General features: G+C 52.8%; 1 protein-coding gene (running past one end of the window). It reads right to left on the bottom strand.

The genetic code is table 11. The features are described 5' to 3' along the window. Nucleotides 1–25362, bottom strand: the 5' portion of a protein-coding gene (locus V2H77_RS16895; protein WP_341499733.1) for a non-ribosomal peptide synthase/polyketide synthase. 11043 nt of this gene lie to the left of the window's left edge; 25362 of the gene's 36405 nt are visible here — the first part of the coding sequence; it begins with the start codon at nt 25360–25362; its stop codon lies off the left edge, out of view.

The raw sequence follows: 25362 nt of genomic DNA, 5'->3' as shown, positions 1-25362 counted from the left end.
ATCCGGCAGGTAGCGGGCCAAATCCCCAGTAACATACATCCGCGCGCCGGAGACCAGACTGAAAGGATCGGGTATAAAACGTTCCGCGCTCAATTCTGGCTGGTTAAGGTAACCTCGCGCCACACCCACGCCGCCAATATACATTTCGCCAACGCCGCCCAACGGGACTAACTGACCGTATTTGTCCAGCAGGTAAACGCAGGTATTTTTAAGCGGTCGGCCGATAGAACAATCATCGACGGGGGATAAAACCTCCTTACAAGTCGCTGTGACGGTATTTTCCGTCGGGCCATAAGCGTTCAATAGTCTAGGCCGGTGGACCTCCCTCACAAACCAATCCTGAATGGCGCTCTTTTTGACCGCCTCACCACCAATGATAATGAGTCTGAGACAATCCGGTAGCGGTAATGCCTTGTTGTCTCTGACAATCAGTTCAGACCAAAATAACGCTGGCAAAGACATTACTGTGATGCGGTTCTGCCAAGCTAGAGCAATAAACTCCGACATCGACGCCAGCCAACTGTCATCACGCATGACCAACGTGGCGCCATTGCATAATGTCGAGAAACATTCCTCCACTGAAACGTCAAACGCAAAAGAAGCAAACTGTAATAACCGATCTTGCGCCGTGACCGCATAGGTCTCATTAAAGCCCAAATGACGTTGATACACCGCCTGATGTTCCACCATCACCCCTTTCGGCTGCCCGGTTGAGCCGGAAGTATAGATGATGTAAATCAGGTGATCTGGTGTCAACTCAGCTACCTGCGGGTTGCGATCCGACTGATCTGGCAAGATATTCGGGTCAAGTACCGTCAGCTCGCTCAACGCCTCATCACCCAAGGCCGCCCGCCCAGTCGCATCAGCCAATACTACTGATGGAGTCGTATCATTCAGGATATACGCCAGACGCTCTAACGGATAGGTTGGGTCCAGCGGCACATAGGCTCCACCGGCTTTCAACACCGCTAACAGCGCCACCACCATTACTGGTGAACGCGACACACAAATTGCCACTGGCTGGTCAGGTACGACACCCAATGCGATAAGCTGATGAGCCAACCGGTTAGCACGGGCATTTAATTCGGCATAGCTGAGGGTTTGCTCCTGATACACCAGCGCCGTAGCCTCCGGGGTTTTTTCCACCTGTTGTTCAAACAATTGATGAACACATAACGCCTCAGGATAGGCGGTTTCCGCCGCATTCCAGGTTTCCAGCAATAGCTTGCGTTCCGCCGGGGCCAGAATATCAATTTCCCCGATCCGCTGTTGGGGGTTAACCACCATCGCTTGCAGCACCGCATGCAGATATCCCACCTGCCGTTCCATTGTCGATGGATCAAACAAAGCAGCGGCATAACTCAACGCCCCAACAATCCTGCCCTCCTCCTCTAACAAGCCCAGCTCCAGATCAAACTTGACAATATCGAAAGCTTGATAGACCGGTGAAACCGCCAGTCCCGGTAATTCCCATTCCGAGTTCTCATTGTTCTGCCAGGCAAACATCACCTGGAACAACGGGGTATGCGCCAGTCGGCGCGGCGGTTGCACGATTTCTACCACCTGCTCAAACGGTAAATCCTGATGCTCCTGAGCCGTCAATGCAGTTTGCCGCACTCGCGCCAGTAATTCCGTCACGGTCAGCTCACCTGATAAATCCATGCGCAACGCCAGTGTATTAACAAAGAAACCAATCAACGGCTCCACTTCCTGACGACCACGGCCTGCGCTCGGGGTGCCAATCACCACATCGTCCTGACCTGACAAACGTGACAAAACCACCGTCCAGGCAGATAACAGCGTCATAAATAAAGTGACGCCGTGCTGCTCACTCAGACGCTTAAGGGCTGCTGTTAATTCCACATCTAAGTTAACCGGCACGGCATCTCCGGCGAACGACTGCTCCGGCGGACGAGGTCGGTCAGTGGGCAAATCCAGCATAACCGGCGCGTCAGCCAACATTGCACGCCAATAGTCAGATTGAACCTGAACACGTTCAGCCGACAACCACTGACGCTGCCAGGCGGCGTAATCCGGGTATTGAATCGCCAATGGCGGCAACAGAGCCGGTTGCCCGGCCATAAACGCCGTATAGAGCGCGTTCAGTTCCTGCATCAATATATTGGCAGACCAGCCATCGGAAATAATGTGATGCAAAGTCAGCAAAAATTGATATTCGTCATCAGTGAGCCGGATGAGAGCAGCACGGATAAGCGGACCACTTTCGAGGTCAAATGACGCATGAGCCTCCTCGGTGCTCAAGCGCTCAAGAACCTCATCAGCATCTGGAACGCCGCGCAGGTCATATTGAGATAACAGTAAGCCGCTATCTGGTTCCAACAGCCGCACTTGCGGCTGACCATCTACAGAGACAAAGACGGAACGTAATGCTTCATGACGGGCAAACAAGGTATCCAGCGCCTTTTGCCAGGCCACAATATCCAGTTGACCAGACAAGCGCAGGGCCATCGGGATATGATAAGTTTCACTGACGCCCTCAAGCTGTGTCAGGAACCACAGGCGCTGTTGAGCAAATGATAACGGTAATTCCCCTTCTCGGGATATCGGCAGGATGGACGGCAGGATAGTATCCGATTGCCCCATCCGAGCCTGCATGACCTCAGCAAACGCCCCTAGCACTGGGGATTTAAACAGGGTAGTCAGCGGCAATTCAATACCTAAAGCAGTTACCCGATTCATCACTCGCATCGCCAGTAATGAGTGACCGCCCAAGGCAAAGAAATTGTCATGTCGGCTGATCTGTTCAACCCCCAAGACTTCACGCCAAATCGCCGCCAGCGCCATTTCCGTTTCCCCTCGCGGCGCTTCATAAACTTGACGAGCAACCGCTTCACTGTCCGGCGCCGGTAATGCCCGACGATCCAGCTTACCATTCGGCAGTAACGGGAATGCATCCAGCCGTACAAAAGCCGCCGGCACCATATAACCCGGCAATAGGGCACTCAAGTGGGTACGCAGACTATTAACCAACTCGTCATTTGCTTGCGCCGCCACATAAGCAACTAACCGTTTATCCTGCCCATCATCCAGAGCAAGCACTAACGCTCCGCGGACCTCAGGGTGCTCTGTCAGTCGGGCTTCAATTTCCCCCGGTTCAATCCGGAAGCCACGGATTTTAACTTGCTGATCATTACGGCCAACAAATACCAGATTGCCATTTGGCAAGTAACGGACCAAATCCCCGGTTCGATACATCCGCGCATCAGGTCTATCACTAAACGAGTCAGGCAGGAAACGCTCAGCCGTCAATTCTGGCCGATTCAGGTAGCCACGAGCGACGGCGATTCCCCCAATATAAAGCTCACCAGTGACACCGATTGGAGCAGGTTCCCCTCGGGTATCGAGAATATAGATTTGGGTATTGGATATTGGCCGACCAATCGGTACGTTATCGACAAAACGGCTCGGGTGATTGGTATCGAACACAGTACAACCCACGACGGTTTCGGTTGGACCATACTCGTTAATGATGCGTGATCCGGGCGATAATGTTCGCCAGAGTGCAACCGTGGAACCGGGTAGCGCCTCTCCGCCCACGATGAAGCAGTGCGCAGGGCATTCTCGTCCCGCTGTTTTTAATTCCTGACCCATCGCTGAAAGATGGCTAGGGGTAATTTTAACCAGAGCGCCCGATTCCATTGACAGCAACGCGGGGAGCAGTTCAACCAGCTCCTGCCCGTCACGAATCAAGCGGATCTTGCCTCCACACAGTAAAGGCAGATAAAGACTGGTGACCGTGGCATCAAAGGCTAGCGGTGACGAAACGATACTATCGAGTTGCCTTTCAGTTAAGTAATCACTCCGCGCCCATAGCAGATAGTTGCAGACACCGCGATGTTCCAGCATCACTCCTTTCGGTGTCCCGGTCGAACCCGAGGTATAAATGACATACGCCAGATGTCGTGAGGTTAATTCAGGTATTTGCGGGTTGTCGTCCGGCTGGTTAAACCGTGTATCTGGGTCAAGTACCGTGAGTTCTGCCAGTGCCTGCTCACCCAACGCAGCGCGTCCTGCCTTATCCGCGAGTAAAATAGCTGGAGCGGCATCAGTCAGAACATATGACAGACGCTCCCCAGGATAGGTTGGGTCCAGCGGTACATAAGCTCCCCCTGCTTTCAATACGGCCAACAATCCCACCACCATTGCCGGTGAGCGCGCCACACAAATCGCTACCCGCTGATCGGGTACGACACCCAATGCAATCAATTGGTGAGCCAGTCGGTTAGCACGAGCATTCAGTTCCGCATAACTGAGGCTCTGCCTTTCATAAACTAGTGCCGTAGCATCAGGATTTTTCTCTACTTGACTCTCGAATAGCTGATGAACGCATAACTGCTCAGGATAGACGGTTTCAGTCTCGTTCCACGTTTCCAGCAACAGCCTCCGCTCCGTTTCAGGCAGAATATTCAGTATCCGTACCGGCGTTTCCGGCGCCTGTTCAAGCACCTCTACCAAACTTTCCAATGCCTGCTGCATATAACCGCATAGTCTTTCTGGTTCAAACGGCTGCACCACCTGAGCCGTCAGTCCCAAAGTAGAGCCGCCATCCTCCACTGACAGCACAAACGGATAGTTAGTGCGCTCTTGCCCTCCCAAGAATTCAATGCCCTGCACTGCCTCATTCGGGGTCATCGGATTCCCATTATGCCGGTAGTTCAACAGGGTACTAAAGAGCGGAATATCACCCTGTACACGACTGCAACGCTGGGCCAGCACCAGCGACGCATGCTCATGCACCAACAATCCAGCCAGCCGGGTATGTGTTGTCTGTACGCTGTCGCGTACCGAAGTGTCATCAATATCCAGCCGCAGCGGTAAGGTATTAATAAACAGCCCCATACCACTGTCGGCGCCGTCTCCCGCCTGCATACGTCCAAACAGTACCGTGCCGAACACGACTTTCTCTTGACCACTGGTATTCGACAACACCTGTGCCCAGGCCAAATGACACAATGCAGCCAGACTGACGCCCAAATGTCTCGCCTGATGACGCAAACGGTTATTTAGCTCGATCGGCAACATCCGGTGGGATTCGGCCACCAGCGAGCCATCACGGTGCACTTCCGTCAGCCCAAACGGTAGGGTCGGTTCATCTACCTCCGCCAGCATGTCAGTAAAGAAGCGGGTATGTTCTTTCTGACTCACCCCTAGCCGGACCTGAGCCACCAGATTGCGGAAAGGTGTCGGCGTAGGCAAGCTGTCCTCTTGATCCGTCAGATACGCCTGAACTTCGCGGTGCATCACTTCCATCGTTTCATGGTCGCCGATCAAATGATGCTGCAATTCCTGCAACAACCAACGACCATCCGTTTCCTGAGCGATGACAAAGTGCAGCAATGGCGCCTGTCTCAAATCGAGACGATACCGACGCGGATCAAAACGCCGGGCTAGCTGCTCACTGACCGGACCGTCAGCCGGGTCCAGAACCAATTCAGCCACTGATAATGGGGCCTGACGCCAGACCACCTGAGCCGGGACTGATAATCCTTGCCAGATAAAGGAAGTACGTAAAATATCATGCCGATCAACGGCCCGTTGAATCGCCGCCAGATAACGATCCAACATCGCCCGGTCAGCAAAGGCCATCTGCCCCGTCAACAGATACGGATCACCTTCATTCGCCAGTAGATGGTGGAACAAAATGCCATCCTGCAACGGTGACAAGGCATAGATATCCTGAATATTTTTGAGCCCGCCCGGTATTTGCTCAACGATGAGGTCAATCTCAGTTTGATTCAGATCAATTAACGGCAGCAGATCCGGTGTCAACGCCACGGTATCCGGTGTAATACGGTTGTCAGGCACCCGGATTTCATTATGCTCAGCCAAGGACTGCGCCAGAACACGAAGTGTTGGATTCTGGAATAGCGTTTGCACCGATATACCCAGACCTACACGCCGCAATCGTTCAATCATCCGTACAACGAGCAATGAATGACCGCCCAGAGCAAAGAAGTTGTCATGTCGGCTAATCTGCTCAGTGCCTAACAACTCACGCCAAACAGCCGCCAACATCGTTTCTATCTTCCCTTGCGGGGCTTCATAGACCTGACGAGCAAACGCCTCCTCTCCCGGCGCTGGCAATGCCCTGCGGTCCAACTTGCCATTCGGGGTCTGCGGGAAAACATCCAGACGCACAAAAGCCGCCGGTATCATGTAGCCGGGCAAAATAGCGCTCAAATGGATACGTAAGCTATTAACCAATTCATCATCTGCTTCCGCCGCCACATAGGCAACCAGCCGTTTGTCCTGCCCGTCATCCAGCGCCAATACCAGCGCTTCGCGTACCGCAGGATACTCTGTCAGCCGAGCTTCAATCTCCCCCGGTTCAATTCGGAAGCCACGAATTTTAACTTGATAATCATTACGGCCAAGGAATTCCAACTCGCCATTCGGCAGGTAGCGAGCTAAATCCCCAGTGCGATACATCCGGGCGCCGGATACCGCACTAAAGGGATCGGGTATAAAACGCTCCGCACTTAATGCCGACTGGTTAAGATAACCCCGCGCCACACCGACGCCGCCAATATACATTTCTCCGGCGCAACCTAATGGCACGGGTTGATCATCTTTGTCTAGCAGATATACACAGGTATTTTTAATCGGCCGACCGATAGAACGATCATCTGCCGACGAGACGACTTCTTTACAGGTCGCCGTCACGGTATTTTCCGTCGGACCATACGCGTTCAATAGCCGAGGTCGGTGGCCTTCCTGCTTAAACCAATCCTGAATGGCATTCTTTTTGACCGCCTCACTGCCAATGATGATCAGCCTGAGACACTCCGGCAACGGTGATCCATTGTCTCTGGCCGCCAGTTCAGACCAGAATAAGGTCGGTAGAAACATCACTGTGATATGGTTTTGCCGGGCTAAAGCAATAAATTCCGGCATCGAAGTCAACCAGCTATCATCACGAATAACTAGCGTGGCTCCGTTGCATAATGACGAGAAGCACTCTTCCACTGAAACATCAAACGCAAAAGCCGCAAATTGCAAAACCCGGTCTTGCGCGGTGATGGCATAGGGTTCATTCACCCCCAGATAACGTTGATAGACCGCCTGATGTTCTACCATCACCCCTTTCGGTTGCCCGGTTGAACCGGAGGTGTAAATCACATAGGCCAGATGTTGTGGCGTTAATGCAGTCACTAATGGGTTGCCGTCCGGCTGGTCAGGTAACAGATTCGGGTCCAATACGGTCAACCCCGAAAGCGCCTCCTCGCCCAATACTGTCCGTCCAGTACTATCCGCCAGCAAAATAGACGGCGCAGCATCAGTCAGGATATAAGACAAACGCTCACCCGGATAAGCGGGGTCCAACGGCACATAAGCTGCCCCTGCTTTCAGCACAGCCAGCACTCCCACTACCATCGCCGGTGAACGCGCCGCACAAATCACCACCCGCTGATCAGGCATTACGCCCAACGCAATCAGTTGATGAGCCAGTCGATTGGCGCGAGCATTCAACTCAGCATAGCTGAGAGTTTGTTCCTGATATATCAGCGCTATGGCATCAGGATTTTTCTCCACCTGTTGTTCAAACAACTGATGAATACATAACGGGTCAGGATACGGGGTGTCCGTGGCGTTCCAGGTTTCCAATAATAACGTGCGTTCAGCCTCGGGCAGAATGCTTAGCGTCCGTACCGGTGTCTCCGGGGCCGACTCAAGCGCCTCCGCCAGATTTTCCAACGCTTGCCGCATATAGCCGCATACCCGTTCCGGTTCATATGGCTGGACAACTTCAGCCGTCAACCCCAGTGCATTACCAAAATCTTCCACTGATAAAGAAAACGGATAGTTACTACTCTCCTGCCCGCCAAGGAATTCGATACCACTCATGGTTTCATCCGAAACCACTGGCAACGCGTTATGCCGATAGTTCAACAAGGCGCTAAAGAGCGGCATTTCACCCTGTACCCTACTGCAACGCTGAGCTAACGCTAATGAGGCATGCTCATAATCTAACAATTCAGCTAATCGGGAGTGTGCTGCTCGTACACTATCCTGTACCGAAGTATCATCAATATCCAGCCGCAACGGCAAAGTATTGATAAATAGCCCCATCCCACTGTCAGCGCCTTCTCCCGCCGCCATGCGCCCAAACAGGACGGTGCCGAACACCACTTTCTCCTGACCGCTGGTGTGCGACAATACCTGCGCCCAGGCCAAATGACACAACGTTGCCAAACTAACGCCCAGACGTCTCGCCTGACCACGCAGACGATCATTCAACACCTGAGGTAACATTTGGTGTGATTCCATCATCTGCAAGCCATTACGATGCACCTCCGTCAGCCCGAAGGGTAATGTTGGTTCATCCACCTCAGTCAGCATATCGGTAAAGAAGCGGATATACTCTGCCTGATTAACCCCCAACTGAGCCTGAGCAATCAAATTACGGAAAGGCGCCGGAACGGGCAGGCTATCCCCTTGCCCGATAAGATACGCTTGAATTTCCCGGTTCATGACTTCCATCGTCGTATGGTCGCCAATCAGGTGGTGCTGCAATTGCAATACTCGCCAGCGGCCATCGGTTTCCTGCGCCGCCACAAACCGCAACAACGGCGCTTGATTCAGGTCAAGGCGATAATGACGCGGACTAAAACGTTGAGTCAACTGATCGCCAATCGGCCCATCAGCCGGGTCGAGTGTCAATTCAGTGACCGATAAAGGCGCCTGACGCCAGACTACCTGCACCGGCGCAGATAATCCTTGCCAGAGAAAAGCGGTACGTAGGATATCGTGACGTTCAACCACCTGTCGCACCGCCGCAAAATAACGGTCTAACAAAGCGCGATCAGCAAAGACCATCTGACTAACCACTAAATACGGATCACCTTCGTTCGCCAGTAAGTGGTGGAACAAAATACCGTCCTGCAACGGTGACAAGGCATAAATATCCTGAATATTAGTCATCCCACCCGGCACTTGCTCGATGATACCGTCAATGTCAGCCTGAGTCAGATCTACCAGCGGCAACATTCCCGGAGTGAGTGTCGTCGTCGCTGGCGTAATGACATTCGGCGGCACCACCACAGCACGGTGCTGTCCCAACGTTTGCGCCAGTTCAGACAACACTGGAGACTGGAACAGATCACGCACGGCCAGTGTCAGCCCCAGATGACGCAAACGTTCAATCATCCGTACCGCCAGCAGAGAGTGACCACCCAGTGCGAAGAAGCTATCGTGTCGGCTAATCTGTTCAATACCTAACAACTCACGCCAAATGGTCGCTAATGCAATTTCCGTTTTCCCTTGCGGCGCTTCATAAATCTGACGAGCAAACGCTTCGCCGTCTGGTGCCGGCAAGGCTCGACGATCCAATTTACCGTTCGGCGTTAGCGGAAACGCATCCAGACGCACAAAGGCCGTTGGCACCATATAATCTGGTAAAAGAGCGCTTAGGTAGGTACGCAAGCTATTTGCCAGCCCCTCATCCTCTGGCGCCACGACATAAGCAACCAGCCGTTTTCCATGCTCTTCGCCCAACGCCAACACCACCGATTCGCTCACCGCTGGGTGTTCTACCAATCGCGCCTCAATTTCCCCCGGTTCAATGCGGAAACCACGGATTTTAACCTGCTGGTCGTTGCGGCCCAGGAATTCCAGATTGCCATCCGGCAGATAACGGGCTAAATCCCCAGTACGGTACATACGAGCGCCCAGTTGATCACTAAACGGATCAACCAAGAAACGTTCCGCCGTCAGTTCAGGGCGATTCAGATAACCCCGTGCTACACCGGCACCCCCAACATACAATTCCCCTATTGTCCCCAACGGTACTGGCTGACCGTATTTATCCAACAGATAAAGGGTTAAATCTGGAATACGCTCACCAATAGGGCTGGTCGTCTGTTCCACATCATGCGGATGCAGTTCCCGATAAGTCACATGAACTGTGGTCTCCGTGATACCGTACATATTCACCAATTTTGGTGATGTCTCTTCACGCAGGCGATACCACGGTCGTAACATTCCCGGTTCAAGAGCTTCTCCCCCAAAGATGATATAACGCAACTGGTCCGGTAATGGATTAGCAACATAACTGGCAATAAAGGCTTTGAACGCGCTCGGCGTCTGATTTAATACCGTGACGCCGTACTGGCACACAAATTGATGCAGCTCTTGAGGAGAGCGGGCAATGGCGTGCGGCACCAGTACCAGTTTAGCGCCGTAGCGTAACGCTCCCCATAATTCCCATACCGAGAAGTCAAACGCGATGGAATGGAACAGGCACCAAACATCTTGTCGGTTAAAGTGATACCAGGATTCAGTCGCATCAAACAAACGCTGGATATTACGATGTTCGACCATCACCCCCTTCGGCGTGCCTGTCGAACCCGAGGTGTAAATTATATAGGCCAGATGCTGTGCGGTTAATGCTGGTACCTGTGGGTTGCCATCCGGCTGATCAGGCAAGATATTAGGATCGAGCACCGTCAGAGCAGCCAACGTTTTCTCGTCCAGCGCATTACGTCCCGTATCATCCGCCAGCACAATAGCCGGGGCGGCATCAGTCAGAATATGTGCCAGACGCTCCCCGGTATAAACCGGGTCCAACGGTACATAAGCGCCGCCGGCTTTCAGTATTGCCAATACCCCCACGATCATTGCCGGTGAACGTGATACACAAATCGCCACTCGCTGATCGGGTACCACGCCCAGTGCGATAAGCTGATGAGCCAACCGATTAGCGCGGGTATTTAATTCGGCATAGCTGAGAGTTTGATCTTCATATACTAATGCTATCGCGTCAGGGGTTTGCTCTACCTGTTGTTCAAACAACTGATGAATGCATAACTGATCAGGATAGGCGGTTTCCGTGACGTTCCAAGTTTCCAGTAACAGCTTGCGCTCCGCCGGAGACAGGATATCAATTTCTCCGATTAGCTGTTGAGGATCAGTCACCATCGCTTGCAGCACCGCGTGCAGATATTCCACTTGCCGCTCCGTCGTCGATGGATCAAACAGGGCGGTGGCATAATTCAACGCCCCAACAATCCTGCCCTCCTCTTCTGACAAGCCCAGTTCAAGATCAAACTTGACAACATCAACAGCTTGATCGACCGGTGAGACTGCCAGCTTCGGCAGTTCCCAGTCCGTACCCTCATTGTTCTGCCAGGCAAATATCACCTGGAACAATGGGGTATGCGCTAATCGGCGCGGCGGTTGTACGATTTCCACCACCTGTTCAAACGGTAAATCCTGATGCTCCTGTGCCGCCAATGCGGTTTGCCGGACTCGCGCCAGCAACTCAGTCACGGTCAGTTCACCCGATAAATCCATACGCAATGCCAACGTATTGACAAAGAAGCCAATCAATGGCTCCACTTCCTGACGACTACGGCCTGCGCTCGGGGTGCCAATCACCACCTCTTCCTGACCTGACAAACGTGACAGAACCACCGACCAAGCTGACAACAGCGTCATAAATAAGGTGACGCCGTGCTGCTCACTCAGGCGTTTCAGAGACGTCGTTAGCGCCACATCCAGGTTAATCGGCACGGCCTGTCCGGCAAACGACTGCTCCGGCGGACGGGGCCGGTCAGTAGGCAAATCCAGCAAGACTGGCGCGTCGGTCAACATCGCACGCCAATAGTCAGACTGAACCTGAATACGCTCAGCCGACAGCCACTGACGCTGCCAGGCGGCGTAATCCGGGTATTGAATCGCCAACGGCGGCAACGGATCTGATTGCCCTTCCATAAATGCCGTATAGAGCGTGTTCAGTTCCTGTATTAGCACATTGGCAGACCAGCCATCGGAAATAATGTGATGCAAAGTCAGCAAAAACTGATATTCGTCATCAGTGAGCCGGATGAGAGCAGCACGGATAAGCGGGCCGCTTTCAAGGTCAAATGACGCGTGGGCTTCCTCCACGCTCAGACGCTCAAGAACAATATCAGCATCTGGGATCTTGCGCAGGTCATATTGAGATAACAGTAAGCCGCTATTCGGCGCCAACAACCGCACTTGCGGTTGACCATCAATAGAGACAAAGACAGAACGTAACGCTTCATGGCGAGCAAATAAGGTATCCAGCGCCTTCTGCCAAGCCGCAATATCCAGTTGACCACACAAACGCAGGGCCATTGGGATATGATAAGTCTCACTGACGCCCTCAAGCTGCGCCAGAAACCACAAGCGCTGTTGAGCAAATGACAATGGTAATTCCCCTTCACGGGATATCGGCACGATAGCGGGCAGGATAGTATCCGGTTGCTCCTGCCGAACCTGCATGACCTCAGCAAATGCTTTTAACGAAGGGGATTTAAACAGGGTGGTTAATGGCAGTTCAACACCCAAAGCAGCTACCCGGTTCATCACTCGCACCGCCAGCAACGAATGGCCGCCCAGAGCAAAGAAATTGTCGTACCGGCTGATCTGCTCAATCCCCAGGACTTCACGCCAAATCGCCGCCAGAGCCATTTCCGTTTCTCCCTGAGGCGCTTCGTAAACCTGACGGGCAACGGCTTCATTGTCCGGCGCCGGTAACGCTTGACGATCCAGCTTACCGTTCGGCGTCAATGGCAATACGTCCAGCCGCACAAAGACCGCCGGCACCATGTAGTCAGGTAATTGAACACTCAGATGTTCACGTAAACTGTTAATCAACCCTTCGTGGGCTTCTGCCGCCACATAGGCCACCAGCCGTTTTTCCTGCCCATCCCCTTGCGCCAATACCACAGATTCACTCACCGCCGGATGTTCTACCAACCGGGCCTCAATTTCCCCCGGTTCGATGCGGAAACCGCGAACTTTAACCTGCTGATCATTTCGGCCCAAAAATTCCAGATTGCCGTCCGGCAAATAACGGGCTAAATCTCCGGTGCGATACATCCGGGCATCCGGCGCATCACTAAACGGATCAATCAGGAAACGTTCCGCCGTCAAGTCTGAGCGATTGAGGTAGCCACGCGCCACTCCCGCGCCGCCGATATAAATCTCCCCCACCACGCCCAACGGCGCCGGTTGACCATACTCGTCCAACAAGTAAAGACTGGTGTTGGCTATCGGACGGCCGATACTTTCAATGATTCTGTCGCCCCGCTGTATCGGCAACCAAGCAGAATAGGTTGTCGTTTCAGAAGGTCCATAAAGATTACACAACCGCTGTATTTGCGTTTTTTCGAAAATCTGTTCAATTAAGGCGCCTTTAAGCGGTTCCCCCGCCAGATTGACAGTATGAACCGACGCCATCAGCGCCTGAGCCTGCAATAACGGTTTCATTGCCGACGGAACTGAGTTGATTAAGGTCACCGGCAAGGCATGCTGCATTAATGATAGGGCATCATCCACCAGATAAATCGCCGCCCCACGAGACAACGGCACGAAACATTCAAAAATGGACAGGTCAAAATTCATTGACGTTGAGAAAAGTACTTTACGAATCTCTTCCGTCTCAAAAGCCTGCTGAGTCCAATGCAAGAAGTTAACCGTATTCCGGTGCTCAATCATCACCCCTTTAGGCGTTCCCGTAGAACCGGAGGTGTAAATCACATAGGCCAGATGACGAGAAGTCAGCCCAGATATCTGTGGATTACTATCCGGTTGATCAGGCAAGGCATTCGGGTCCAGTACCGTTAATCCAGCCAGCGCTTCCTCGCTTAGTGCAACCCTGCCGGCCTTATCCGCCAGCACAACAGCCGGAGCAGCATCATGTAGGATATGTGCCAAACGTCCGCCAGGATAAGTCGGGTCTAGCGGCACATAAGCCCCGCCCGCTTTCATCACCGCCAGCAATCCCACCACCATCGCCGGTGAACGCGACACGCAAATCGCCACCCGTTGATCCGGCTTTATCCCTAATGTAATAAGCTGATGGGCCAACCGGTTAGCATGAGCATTTAATTCAGCATAGCTGAGAGTCTGCCCTTCACACACTAAGGCTTCCGCTTCTGGCGTTTTCGCTGCCTGTTGTTCAAACAATTGATGAACACATAACGTCTCAGGGTAGGCTGTTGCCGTGGCGTTCCAAGTTTCCAGCAACAATTTGCGCTCTGCCGGAGAAAGGATATCCATTTCTCTGACCGGCTGTTGGGGATTAGCCGCCATCGCTTTCAGCACCGCATGCAGATATTCCACCTGCCGTTCCATTGTCGATGGATCAAACAGAGCCGTAGCATAACTCAATGTACCAACAATCCCGCCTTCCTCTTCTAACAGGTTAAGCTCAAGATCAAACTTAACAACATCAACGGCTTGATCGACCGGCGACACCGCCAGCCCCGGTAATCCCCATTCCGTAGTTTCATTGTTCTGCCAGGCAAACATCACCTGGAATAACGGGGTATGCGCCAGTCGGCGCGGTGGTTGCACGATTTCCACCACCTGTTCAAACGGTAAATCCTGATGCTCCTGTGCCGCCAATGCGGTTTGCCGAACTCGCGCCAGTAATTCCGTCACGGTCAACTCACCTGATAAATCCATGCGCAACGCCAGCGTATTGACAAAGAAGCCAATCAACGACTCAACTTCCCGACGGCCACGGCCTGCGCTCGGTGTGCCAATCACCACATCGTCCTGACCTGACAGGCGCGATAGGACTATCGCCCAAGCTGACAACAACGTCATAAATAAGGTGACGCCCTGCTGCTCACTCAAGCGCTTAAGGGCGGTCGTTAACGCCACATCCAGGTTAACCGGCACGGCTTGTCCGGCAAACAACTGCTCCGGCGGACGAGGCCGATCAGTAGGCAAATCCAACAGAACCGGCGCATCAGCCAACATGGCACGCCAATAGTCAGATTGAGCCTGAATACGTTCAGCCGACAGCCACTGACGCTGCCAGGCGGCATAATCCGGGTATTGGATCGCCAACGGCGGCAATGGATCTGACTGTCCGGCCATAAACGCCGTATAGAGTAAATTCAGTTCCTGTACCAGCACATTGGCAGACCAGCCATCGGAAATTATGTGATGCTGAGTTAGCAAAAATTGATATTCGTCATCGGCGATCCGGATAAGACAGGCGCGGATAAGCGGACCACTTTCAAGGTCAAATGACGCATGGGCTTCCTCCACGCTCAAGCGTTCAAGCACCCCATCCGCATCCGGAACCCCACGCAGATCATATTGAGATAACAGTAAGCCGCTATCTGGCTCCAACAGCCGCACTTGTGGCTGACCATCTACAGAGACAAAGACAGAACGTAATGCTTCATGGCGAGCAAATAAGGTATCCAATGCCTTCTGCCAGGCCATGATATCCAACTCACCACACAAACGCAGGGCCATCGGAATATGATAAGTTTCACTGACGCCCTCAAGCTGTGCCAGGAACCATAAGCGTTGTTGAGCAAATGATAACGGTAACGCCCCATCACGGGATATCGGCACAATGGCTGGCAGAATAGTATCCGGTTGCTTCTGCCGGGTCTGCATAGCCTCAGCAAATGCCCTTAACGAAGGGGATTTAAACAGGGTGGTTAACGGCAATTCAATACCCAAACCAGCTACCCGGTTCATCACCCGCACTGCCAGCAACGAATGGCCGCCCAGAGCAAAGAAATTGTCATACCGGCTGATCTGTTCAACGCCCAGAACTTCACGCCAAATCGCCGCCAGCGCCATTTCCATTTCTCCCTGAGGCGCTTCATAAACCTGACGGGCAACGGCTTCATTGTCCGGCGCCGGTAGCGCTTGACGATCCAATTTACCGTTCGGCGTTAACGGAAACGCATCCAGACGCACAAAAGCTGACGGTACCATATAATCCGGTAACATGGCACTCAGGTAGGTATGTAGACTATTTACCAGCCCCTCATGGGATTCCGCCACTACATAGGCAACCAGCCGTTTTTCCTGCCCTTCTCCCTGCGCCAATACCACAGACTCACTCACTGCCGGGTGTTCCACCAACCGGGATTCAATTTCACCCGGTTCAATGCGGAAGCCGCGAATTTTAACCTGCTGGTCGTTACGGCCCAGAAATTCCAGATTGCCGTCCGGCAAATAACGAGCTAAATCCCCAGTGCGGTACATGCGGGCATCAGGTTTATCACTAAACGGATCAATCAAGAACCGTTCCGCCGTCAAGTCAGGACGATTGAGGTAGCCACGCGCCACTCCCGCGCCGCCGATATAAATTTCCCCCACCACGCCTAACGGCACCGGTTGACCATACTCATCCAGTAAGTAAAGGCCGGTGTTGGCTATCGGACGCCCGATACTTTCAATGATCCGGTCACCCCGCTGTATCGGCAGCCAGGCAGAATAGGTTGTCGTTTCAGAAGGTCCATAGAGATTACACAACCGCTGTATTTGCGTTTCTGCGAAAATCTGCTCAATTAAGGCGCCTTTAAGCGGTTCCCCCGCCAGATTGACCGTATGAACCGACGCCATCAGCGCCTGAGCCTGCAATAACGGTTTCATCGCCGATGGAACTGAGTTAATCAAAGTCACCGACAGAGCATGCTGTATCAATGACAGGGCATCCTCCACCAGATGAATCGCCGCGCCACGGCACAACGGCATAAAACATTCAAAAACAGACAGGTCGAAATTCATCGACGTTGAGAAAAGCACCTTACGGATCTCTTCGGTTTCAAAAGCCTGCTGAGCCCAGTACAGGAAGTTAACCGTATTGCGGTGCTCAATCATCACCCCTTTGGGCACTCCTGTAGAGCCGGAAGTGTAAATCACATAGGCCAAATGCTGGGAGGTCAGCCCAGATACCTGTGGATTACTATCCGACTGATCAGGCGAGATATTCGGGTCCAGTACCGTGAGCCCAGCCAGCGCTTCCTCACCCAGTGCAGACCAACCGGCCTTATCCGCCAGCACCACGGCCGGAGCAGCATCAGTCAGAATATGAGCCAGACGCGTGCCAGGATAAGCCGGATCTAACGGCACATAAGCCCCGCCCGCTTTCATCACCGCCAGCAATCCCACCACCATTGCCGGTGAGCGTGTCACACAAATCGCTACCCGCTGGTCGGGTACGACGCCTTGTGCGATAAGTTGATGAGCCAGACGGTTAGCACGGGTATTTAATTCGGCATAACTGAGAGTTTGTTCTTGATACACTAACGCTGGCGCGTCCGGGGTTTGCTCCACCTGTTGTTCAAATAATTGATGAATGCACAACTGGTCAGGATAGGCGACTTCCGTGGCGTTCCAAGTTTCTAACAACAAGGTACGCTCCGCTTCCGGTAGAATTTCCAACTGTCGTACCGGCATTTCCGGGGCCTGTTCCAGCGCTGTCACCAAGCTCTCCAGCGCCTGCTGCATATAACCGCATAGGCTTTCCGGATCAAACGGCTGCACTACCTGAGCCGTCAGCCCTAGAGCATCGCCAAAATCCTCCACCGATAGCATTAATGGATAGTTGGTCCGCTCCTGCGCGCCAAGAAACTCAATACCGCTTATCAAATCACCTGACGTTACCGGCAAAGTATTGTGCCGATAGTTCAATAAGCTATTAAACAGAGGGATCTCACCCTGCACACCGCTGCAACGCTGGGCCAGCGCCAGTGACGCATGTTCATGCGCTAATAATCCGGCCAATCGGGTATGGGCGGTCTGTACACTGTCCTGTACTGGGGTATCATCCATATTCAACCGCAACGGCAAGGTATTAATAAACAGCCCCATGCCATTGTCAGCCCCGTCTCCCGCTGCCATACGGCCAAACAGCACAGTACCGAACACCACTTGATCTTGCCCGCTAGTACGCGCCAATACCTGCGCCCATGCCAAATGACACAAGGTCGCCAGACTCACACTCAAACGTCGAGCCTGACTACGCAAACGATTATTAAGCTCAGACGCTAACATCCGGTGAGATTCAGCCACCTGAGTGCCATCACGATGCACTTCCGTTAACCCAAACGGTAACGTGGGTTCATCTACCTCCGCTAACATGTCAGTAAAGAAACGGGTATGTTCTTCCTGACTCATCCCCAACCGAGCTTGCGCCACCAGATTACGGAAAGGCGCCGGCGCAGGCAGACTCGCCTCCTGACCTGTCAGGTACGCCTGCACTTCACGGTGCATCACTTCCATCGTTTCATGGTCGCCAATCAGGTGATGTAGCAATTGCAGCAGGACCCAACGGCCATCAGTTTCTTGCGCTGCCACAAAACGTAATAACGGGGCTTCCTTCAAATCAAGGCGATGACGACGCGGATCAAAACGCCGGGTTAACTGGTCGCTGATCGGACCATCAGCCGAGTTTAGTGTCAGTTCCGTCACCGATAAAGTAGCCTGACGCCAGACTACCTGTGCCGGAATTGACAATCCCTGCCAGATAAAAGCGGTACGCAGAATATCATGGCGATCAACCACCCCCTGAACCGCTGTCAGATAACGATCCAACAGATTCCGGTCAGCAAAGGCCATCTGACTGATTAACAGATAGGGATCACCTTCATTCTCCAGCAAATGGTGGAACAAAATACCATCCTGCAATGGCGACAGCGCATAGATGTCCTGAATATTGGCTACCCCTCCCGGCACCTGTCCGACGATGCAATCAATATCAGCTTGAGTCAAATCAATCAGCGGCAACATTGCCGGTGTCAACTCTGTGGTTGCTGGCGTAATGACGTTAGGCGGCACTATCACTGCCTGATGCTGTCCTAACGTTTGCGCCAAGTCTGACAGCACCGGCGACTGGAACAGATCACGCGCCGTCAATGTCAATCCCAGGTGACGCAAGCGTCCAATCATACGCACAGCGAGCAGCGAATGACCACCCAGAGCAAAAAAGCTGTCATACCGACTTATCTGCTCAATCCCCAGTAATTCACGCCAAATCGCCGCCAATGCGATTTCTGTTTTCCCCTGAGGCTCGGCATAAACCTGACGGGCAACCATTTCATTGTCCGGCGCCGGTAGCGCCCGATGATCCAACTTACCATTCGGGGTCAACGGAAAAGCATCCAACCGCACAAAGGCCGTTGGTACCATATAGTCAGGTAAAATGGTACTCAGGTGAGTATGCAAGCTGTCCACCAGACCGTCATTCTCTGATTCCACCACATAGGCCACCAGCCGTTTGTTCTGTCCTTCCCCCTGTACCAACACCGCAACCTCACGCACCGTTGGATGCTCGGCCAACCGGGCCTCAATTTCCTTTGGTTCAATGCGGAAACCGCGGATTTTAACCTGCTGATCATTGCGGCCTAGGAACTCCAGATTGCCGTCCGGCAGATAGCGCGCCAAATCCCCGGTGCGGTACAGACGGGCATCCGGGTTATTACTGAACGGATCGACAAGGAAACGTTCAGCGGTCAATTCAGGCCGATTAAGATAACCACAGGCCACCCCATCGCCACCCACATAAATCTCTCCGACCACCCCCAACGGCACCGGTTGACCATAAATATCCAACAAATAAACCCGCGTGTTGGCTACCGGTCGGCCAATCGGGATGTTGGTCGCTCCCGGCGCTACTGCATTGATACGGTATGTGGCCGTAAAGGTGGTGCCTTCACTCGGCCCATAGCCATTTAATAGCTGTTGTGGCGGATTCGTGCGCAATACCTGACCGATAACATGAGGATCAAGAGCATCTCCGCCAACAATCAGGAGCCTTATCTGCGGCAAAACCGGAGACAATTCCTCTGCCAACTGGTTAAACAATCCGACACTCAACCACAGAACAGTAATTCGTTGAATCTGTAAAACCTGTACAAACTCTAGCGGCGTCAGCAAAGTGGCGTGATCGACAACCACTAATGCGCCGCCATTGAGCAACGGCGCCCAGACTTCAAACGTGCTGGCATCGAAAGCCGGATTAGCGGCAAAGGCCACTCGGTCATCTGGTTCAATTTCAGCGTAGCCATTGTTGATGACCAGCCGGACCACCGCACGATGCGGCACCAGAACCCCTTTGGGTATCCCAGTAGAACCGGAAGTGTACATAATATACGCCAACTCAGTGCTGGAACGCGGTAAGTCAATATTAAGGCGATCTTCTTCGCAGCCCGTATCTGCCTCATCTGAGAGATGAAACAGCGGTACAGCCAGATCCGCCGGGATATCTCTTTGTGTATCGGTGAGCAGTAATTTGGCGGAACAATCACCTATTAGCCAATTTTTCCGCTCATCCGGCATATTGGGATCTATCGGCACGTAAACAGCGCCGGCTTTGAGAATCGCCAATTGGGCCATCACCAGTTCTATTGAACGCGCTAGCAGGAGCGCGACATGATCGCCGGAACATACCCCTTGTGCAATGAGCTGACGAGCCAATCGGTTAGCACGGGCATTTAATTCGGCATAACTGAGAGTCTGTCCTTCACACACTAATGCTATCGCGTCAGGCGTTTTCTCCGCCTGCTGTTCAAATAACTGATGGATACATAACTGATCAGGGTAGACGGTTTCCGTGGCGTTCCAGGTTGTCAGCAACAAGGTACGCTCCGCTTCCGGCAGAATTTCCAATGCCCGAACCGGCATCTCCGGGGCTTGCTCAAGGGCCTCCGCCAGACTCTCCAGCGTCTGTTGCATATAGCCGCATACCCGTTCCGACTCAAACGGTTGCACTACCTGAGCTGTCAGTCCCAGCGCATCGCCAAAATCCTCCACCGACAGCACTAACGGGTAGTTGGTTCGCTCTTGTACGCCAAGAAATTCAATACCGGCTATCAGCTCATCTGACGTTGCCGATAAGGCATTATGCCGATAGTTCAACAGAGCGCTAAAGAGCGGCGTACCGCTGGCAACCCCACTGCAACGCTGAGCCAGCGCCAGTGACGCATGCTCATGCGCTAATAATCCGGCGAGTTGGGAATGAGCAATCTGTACACTCTCCCGTACCGGGGTTTCATCGATACCCAACCGCAACGGCAAGGTATTAATAAACAGCCCCATACCATTGTCAGCGCCATCCGCTGCCTGCATCCGCCCAAACAGTACGGTGCCAAACACGACTTGTTCCTGCCCACTGGTACGCGACAACACCTGCGCCCAAGCCAAATGACATAACGCCGCCAGACTGACGCCCAAACGCCGAGCCTGACCGCGCAGACGCGCATTCAATTCAGGCGTCAACATCCGGTGGAATTCCGTCACCTGTGAGCCGTCGCGGTGCACCTCTGTCAGCCCGAATGGCAGCGTCGGTTCATCCACCTCCGCCAGCATTTCGGTAAAGAAACGGGTATGTTCCTCCTGACTTACGCCCAGCCGAGCCTGCGCCACCAAATTGCGGAAAGGTACCGGCGCAGACAGGTTCTCCTCCTGACCCGTTAGATATGTCTGCACTTCGCGGTGCATCACTTCCATTGTTTCATGGTCGCCAATCAGGTGATGCAGCAATTGCAGCAAGATCCAACGGCCATCCGTTTCCTGCGCCACGACAAAACGCAATAATGGCGCTTCGCTCAGGTCGAGACGATGCTGACGTGGATCAAAGTGCCGGGTTAGCTGGTCACTAACGGGTCCATCAACCGGGTTTAGTGTCAATTCAGTCACCGACAAGGTAGCCTGACGCCAGACCACCTGCGCCGGGACAGACAATCCTTGCCAAATAAAAGCGGTACGCAGAATATCGTGCCGATCAACCACCCGTTGAACCGCCGCCAGATAACGATCCAGCAGAATCCGATCAGCAAAAGCCATCTGCCCCGTCAACAGATACGGGTCGCCTTCGTTTGCCAGCAAGTGGTGGAATAAAATACCGTCCTGCAACGGCGACAGGGCATAGATATCCTGAATATTAGCGATCCCGCCCGGCACCTGCCCGACGATGCGATCAATGTCAGCCTGAGTTAAATCAATCAGCGGCAACATCGCCGGCGTCAGCGCCGTAGTTGCCGGGGTGATGACGTTAGGCGGGACTATCACAGCCTGATGCTGTCCCAATGTTTGGGCCAAGTCTGACAACACCGGCGATTGGAACATATCACGCGCCGTCAATGTCAATCCCAGGTGACGCAGGCGTTCAACCACCCGTATCGCGAGTAGCGAATGACCACCCAGAGCAAAAAAGCTGTCATACCGGCTGATCTGCTCAATCCCCAATAATTCACGCCAAATCGCCGCCAGCGCTATTTCTGTTTCTCCCTGAGGCGCGGCGTAAACTTGACGGGCAAAGGCTTCACCATCCGGTGCCGGTAGCGCACGACGATCCAATTTACCATTCGGCGTCAATGGAAAGGCATCCAGCCGCACAAAGGCTGACGGTACCATGTAGTCAGGCAAAATAGCTTGCAGATGATCACGCAGGCTGTTCACCAACCCGTCACGAGCTTCCGCCGCCACATAGGCCGCCAGCCGTTTTTCCTGACCATCTCCCCATGTTAACACCGCCGCTTCACGCACCATTGGGTGCTCTGCTAACCGAGTTTCGATTTCTCCTAACTCCACGCGGAAGCCGCGGATTTTAACCTGCTGATCGTTTCGGCCCAGGAATTCCAGATTACCGTCCGGCAAATAACGCGCCAAATCCCCGGTGCGGTATAGACGAGCATCCGGGTTATCACTGAACGGATCGACAAGGAAACGTTCAGCGGTCAATTCAGGCCGATTAAGATAACCACAGGCCACCCCATCGCCACCCACATAAATCTCTCCGACTGCCCCTAACGGTACCGGCTGACCATAGGCATCCAACAGATAAACCCGTGTGTTAGCTACCGGTCGGCCAATCGGGATGTTGGTCGCTCCCGGCGCTACTGAATTGATTCGGTATGTTGCCGTAAAGGTGGTGCCTTCACTTGGCCCATAACCATTTAATAGCTGTTGTGGCGGACTGGTATTCAGTACCTGACCGATAACATGGGGATCAAGAGCGTCTCCGCCGACAATCAGCAGCTTTATCTGCGGCAAAACCGGAGATAGTTCCGCTGCCAGCCGGTTAAACAATCCGACACTCAACCACAGAACGGTTATTTGCTGAACCTGTAAAGCCTGTACAAACGCCTGCGGCGTCAGCAAAGTAGCGTGCTCAACAACCACTAACGCGCCGCCATTAAGCAACGGCGCCCAGACTTCAAACGTGCTGGCATCAAAAGCCGGATTAGCGGCAAAAGCCACCCGATCATCCGGTCCAATTTCAGCATAGCCATTATTAATAACCAACCGGACCACCGCACGATGCGGCACCAATACCCCTTTGGGCGTCCCGGTAGAACCGGAGGTGTACATAATATACGCTAACTCGGTGCTGGAACGCGGTAAGTCAAGGTTAAGGTATTCTTCCTCGCGACCTATGTCTGTCTCATCCGAGAGATAAAACAGCGGCACAGCCAGATTAGCCGGAATATCCGCCTGTGTATCGGTAAGCAACAATCTGGCGGAACAATCACTTATTAGCCAGTTTTTCCGCTCATCCGGCACACTGGGATCAATCGGTACGTAAACGGCCCCGGCTTTGAGAATCGCCAATTGGGCGACGACTAGCTCCATCGAGCGTGCTAGCAGAAATGCAACATGATCACCGGGACACACCCCTTGAGCAATGAGCTGACGAGCTAACCGATTGGCGCGGGTATTCAGTTCCATATAACTGAAGATTTTATCTCCCGCTATCAGTGCCGTTGCCTCCGGTTTTTTCTCTACTTGCTGTTCAAACAACTGATGGACACATAACGCCTCAGGATAGGCGGTTTCCGTGGCGTTCCAAGTTTCCAATAACAGCTTGCGTTCAGCCTCAGGTAATAAATTAAGCTGTCCAATGGGGATTTCATCACTCATCCTTTTTGATGACGCCAGCACCTGCAAATGCTCACTCATCCGCAGAATAACTTCTGGACTCAAGCGATTTTCATCATAGATCCAGCGAAAACCGCCCTGCGCATTCATTTGGAACGTCAGCAATTCGCCGGATACCGTCTGATCACACGATTTGTCATCCTGTATCACAGAAACGGCGATCTGCCACGGCTGGCTTGTTCTTAATTCCGGGATAGCCCGCAGTGAAGGAGAACGGGAGAGAAGATCTCGACTAAATGTGCGGTGCCGTGCCAATCGAGCAAGTTCATCATCAACCCAATCAGCTACCACAGACCACGGCTTATCAAACGCCGCCTTAACAACCATCGGCGCCACCGATGACAACCCGGTCAATATATCTGGTTTATCGTTTGCCTCATCCACACACCAACCGATTTGCAGTTCAGTCTGCTGAGTCAAACGCGCAAGATAGATAACGAATACCTGCAACAATGCCTGTAATGGATCTTCTCCAGCGTTTTTTAGCAATGGAGGCTGCCAGGGACTCATTCCCCATCGGGGTTCTGCCTGTTTCCCAATGATTTCAAAAGGTAACTGGAGGGGTTGTAACGAGGCAAGACGCTTATACCAAAATGGTTCACTGGGTGCGAGTGTTTGCAGGGTATCTTTTACATTCTGCGCTTGTTGTGAGGAGAGCAAAGGAAGCTGTTTGCCCGGCCTAAGTTCCGATATATCGGCAAGTTCTTTGGCAGACAACAAATGACCTTCAAGGGTAGCGAATCCCCCGATCCGCACATCCTCACTGCTGGTCGTCACCTGCCAGGCATCCTCCTCCACACTAATCAACGTACCGGGTATCCCCTGAGAGCATGTGTTCAACCGCTCAAGCCAGGAAATTTGTACCGGGCCATGCCTCAGTAACAGTTTCGGGCAACCCAATGGATTTAAATAATTTTCCCCAAAATCCAATGCTCGCACTAAAGCTGACAGGACTTCTGCCGACTGCTCCCAACACAAATATCCCCCCCAATCGGGACGACGCGACTGAGCATAAAAACTCCGTTGCGAGAGATCTTGAGGATAAGTCACCAGTGCGTCGCGCCCCAGATTTTTTAGTAGTTCAACAAATCCTTTCTGAGCCGCTTGATAACACTTCAGATTCAACGAGAAAGCGTTATCCTGTTCTTCAATTGATACTGGCCATTGCACAGCAATATCGCCGGCATCTACACCGCCTTCAATGCAGTGCCAAGAAATAGCGTAATGGGTCTCTCGGGCTAACAACGCCCAAGAAGTCGCATGACTGCCCGCATAACGTGGTAGTGGGCTATTGTGATAATTAAAAGCCCCGCTACGAATTTGTTTAATTAGTGATTCTGGCAAAATGATTGGGTTGACGATTGAAAAAAGCCAATCGACAGGCTGTGACGTGATTTGTTCTTGTAATGCCTCAACCGAATTCACACAAGCAATCCCTTGCTGGGCAGCCCACGTTTGTAGAACATTATCAGTAGGTAGCACTGCTTGTATGGTATGCCCAGCCGCCAGAATTTGCTCGGCGCAAAACACCGCAAGGGTTGTTCCCCCCACCACAACGCATTCTCGTGGTGGAATCGATGTATCATACGTATTATGAGTTATATTTTCACATGACATCTGAGAGAGAGCTTCATCTTTAAGAGCATTTCCCGCTGTAGCAATGTTACCTTTCAT

The organism is Photorhabdus sp. P32, assembly GCF_038085095.1.
Lineage (GTDB): Bacteria > Pseudomonadota > Gammaproteobacteria > Enterobacterales > Enterobacteriaceae > Photorhabdus > Photorhabdus luminescens.
The sequence above is the reverse complement of the archived record's forward strand: the minus strand, read 5'-3'. Positions and strand labels throughout refer to the sequence as shown.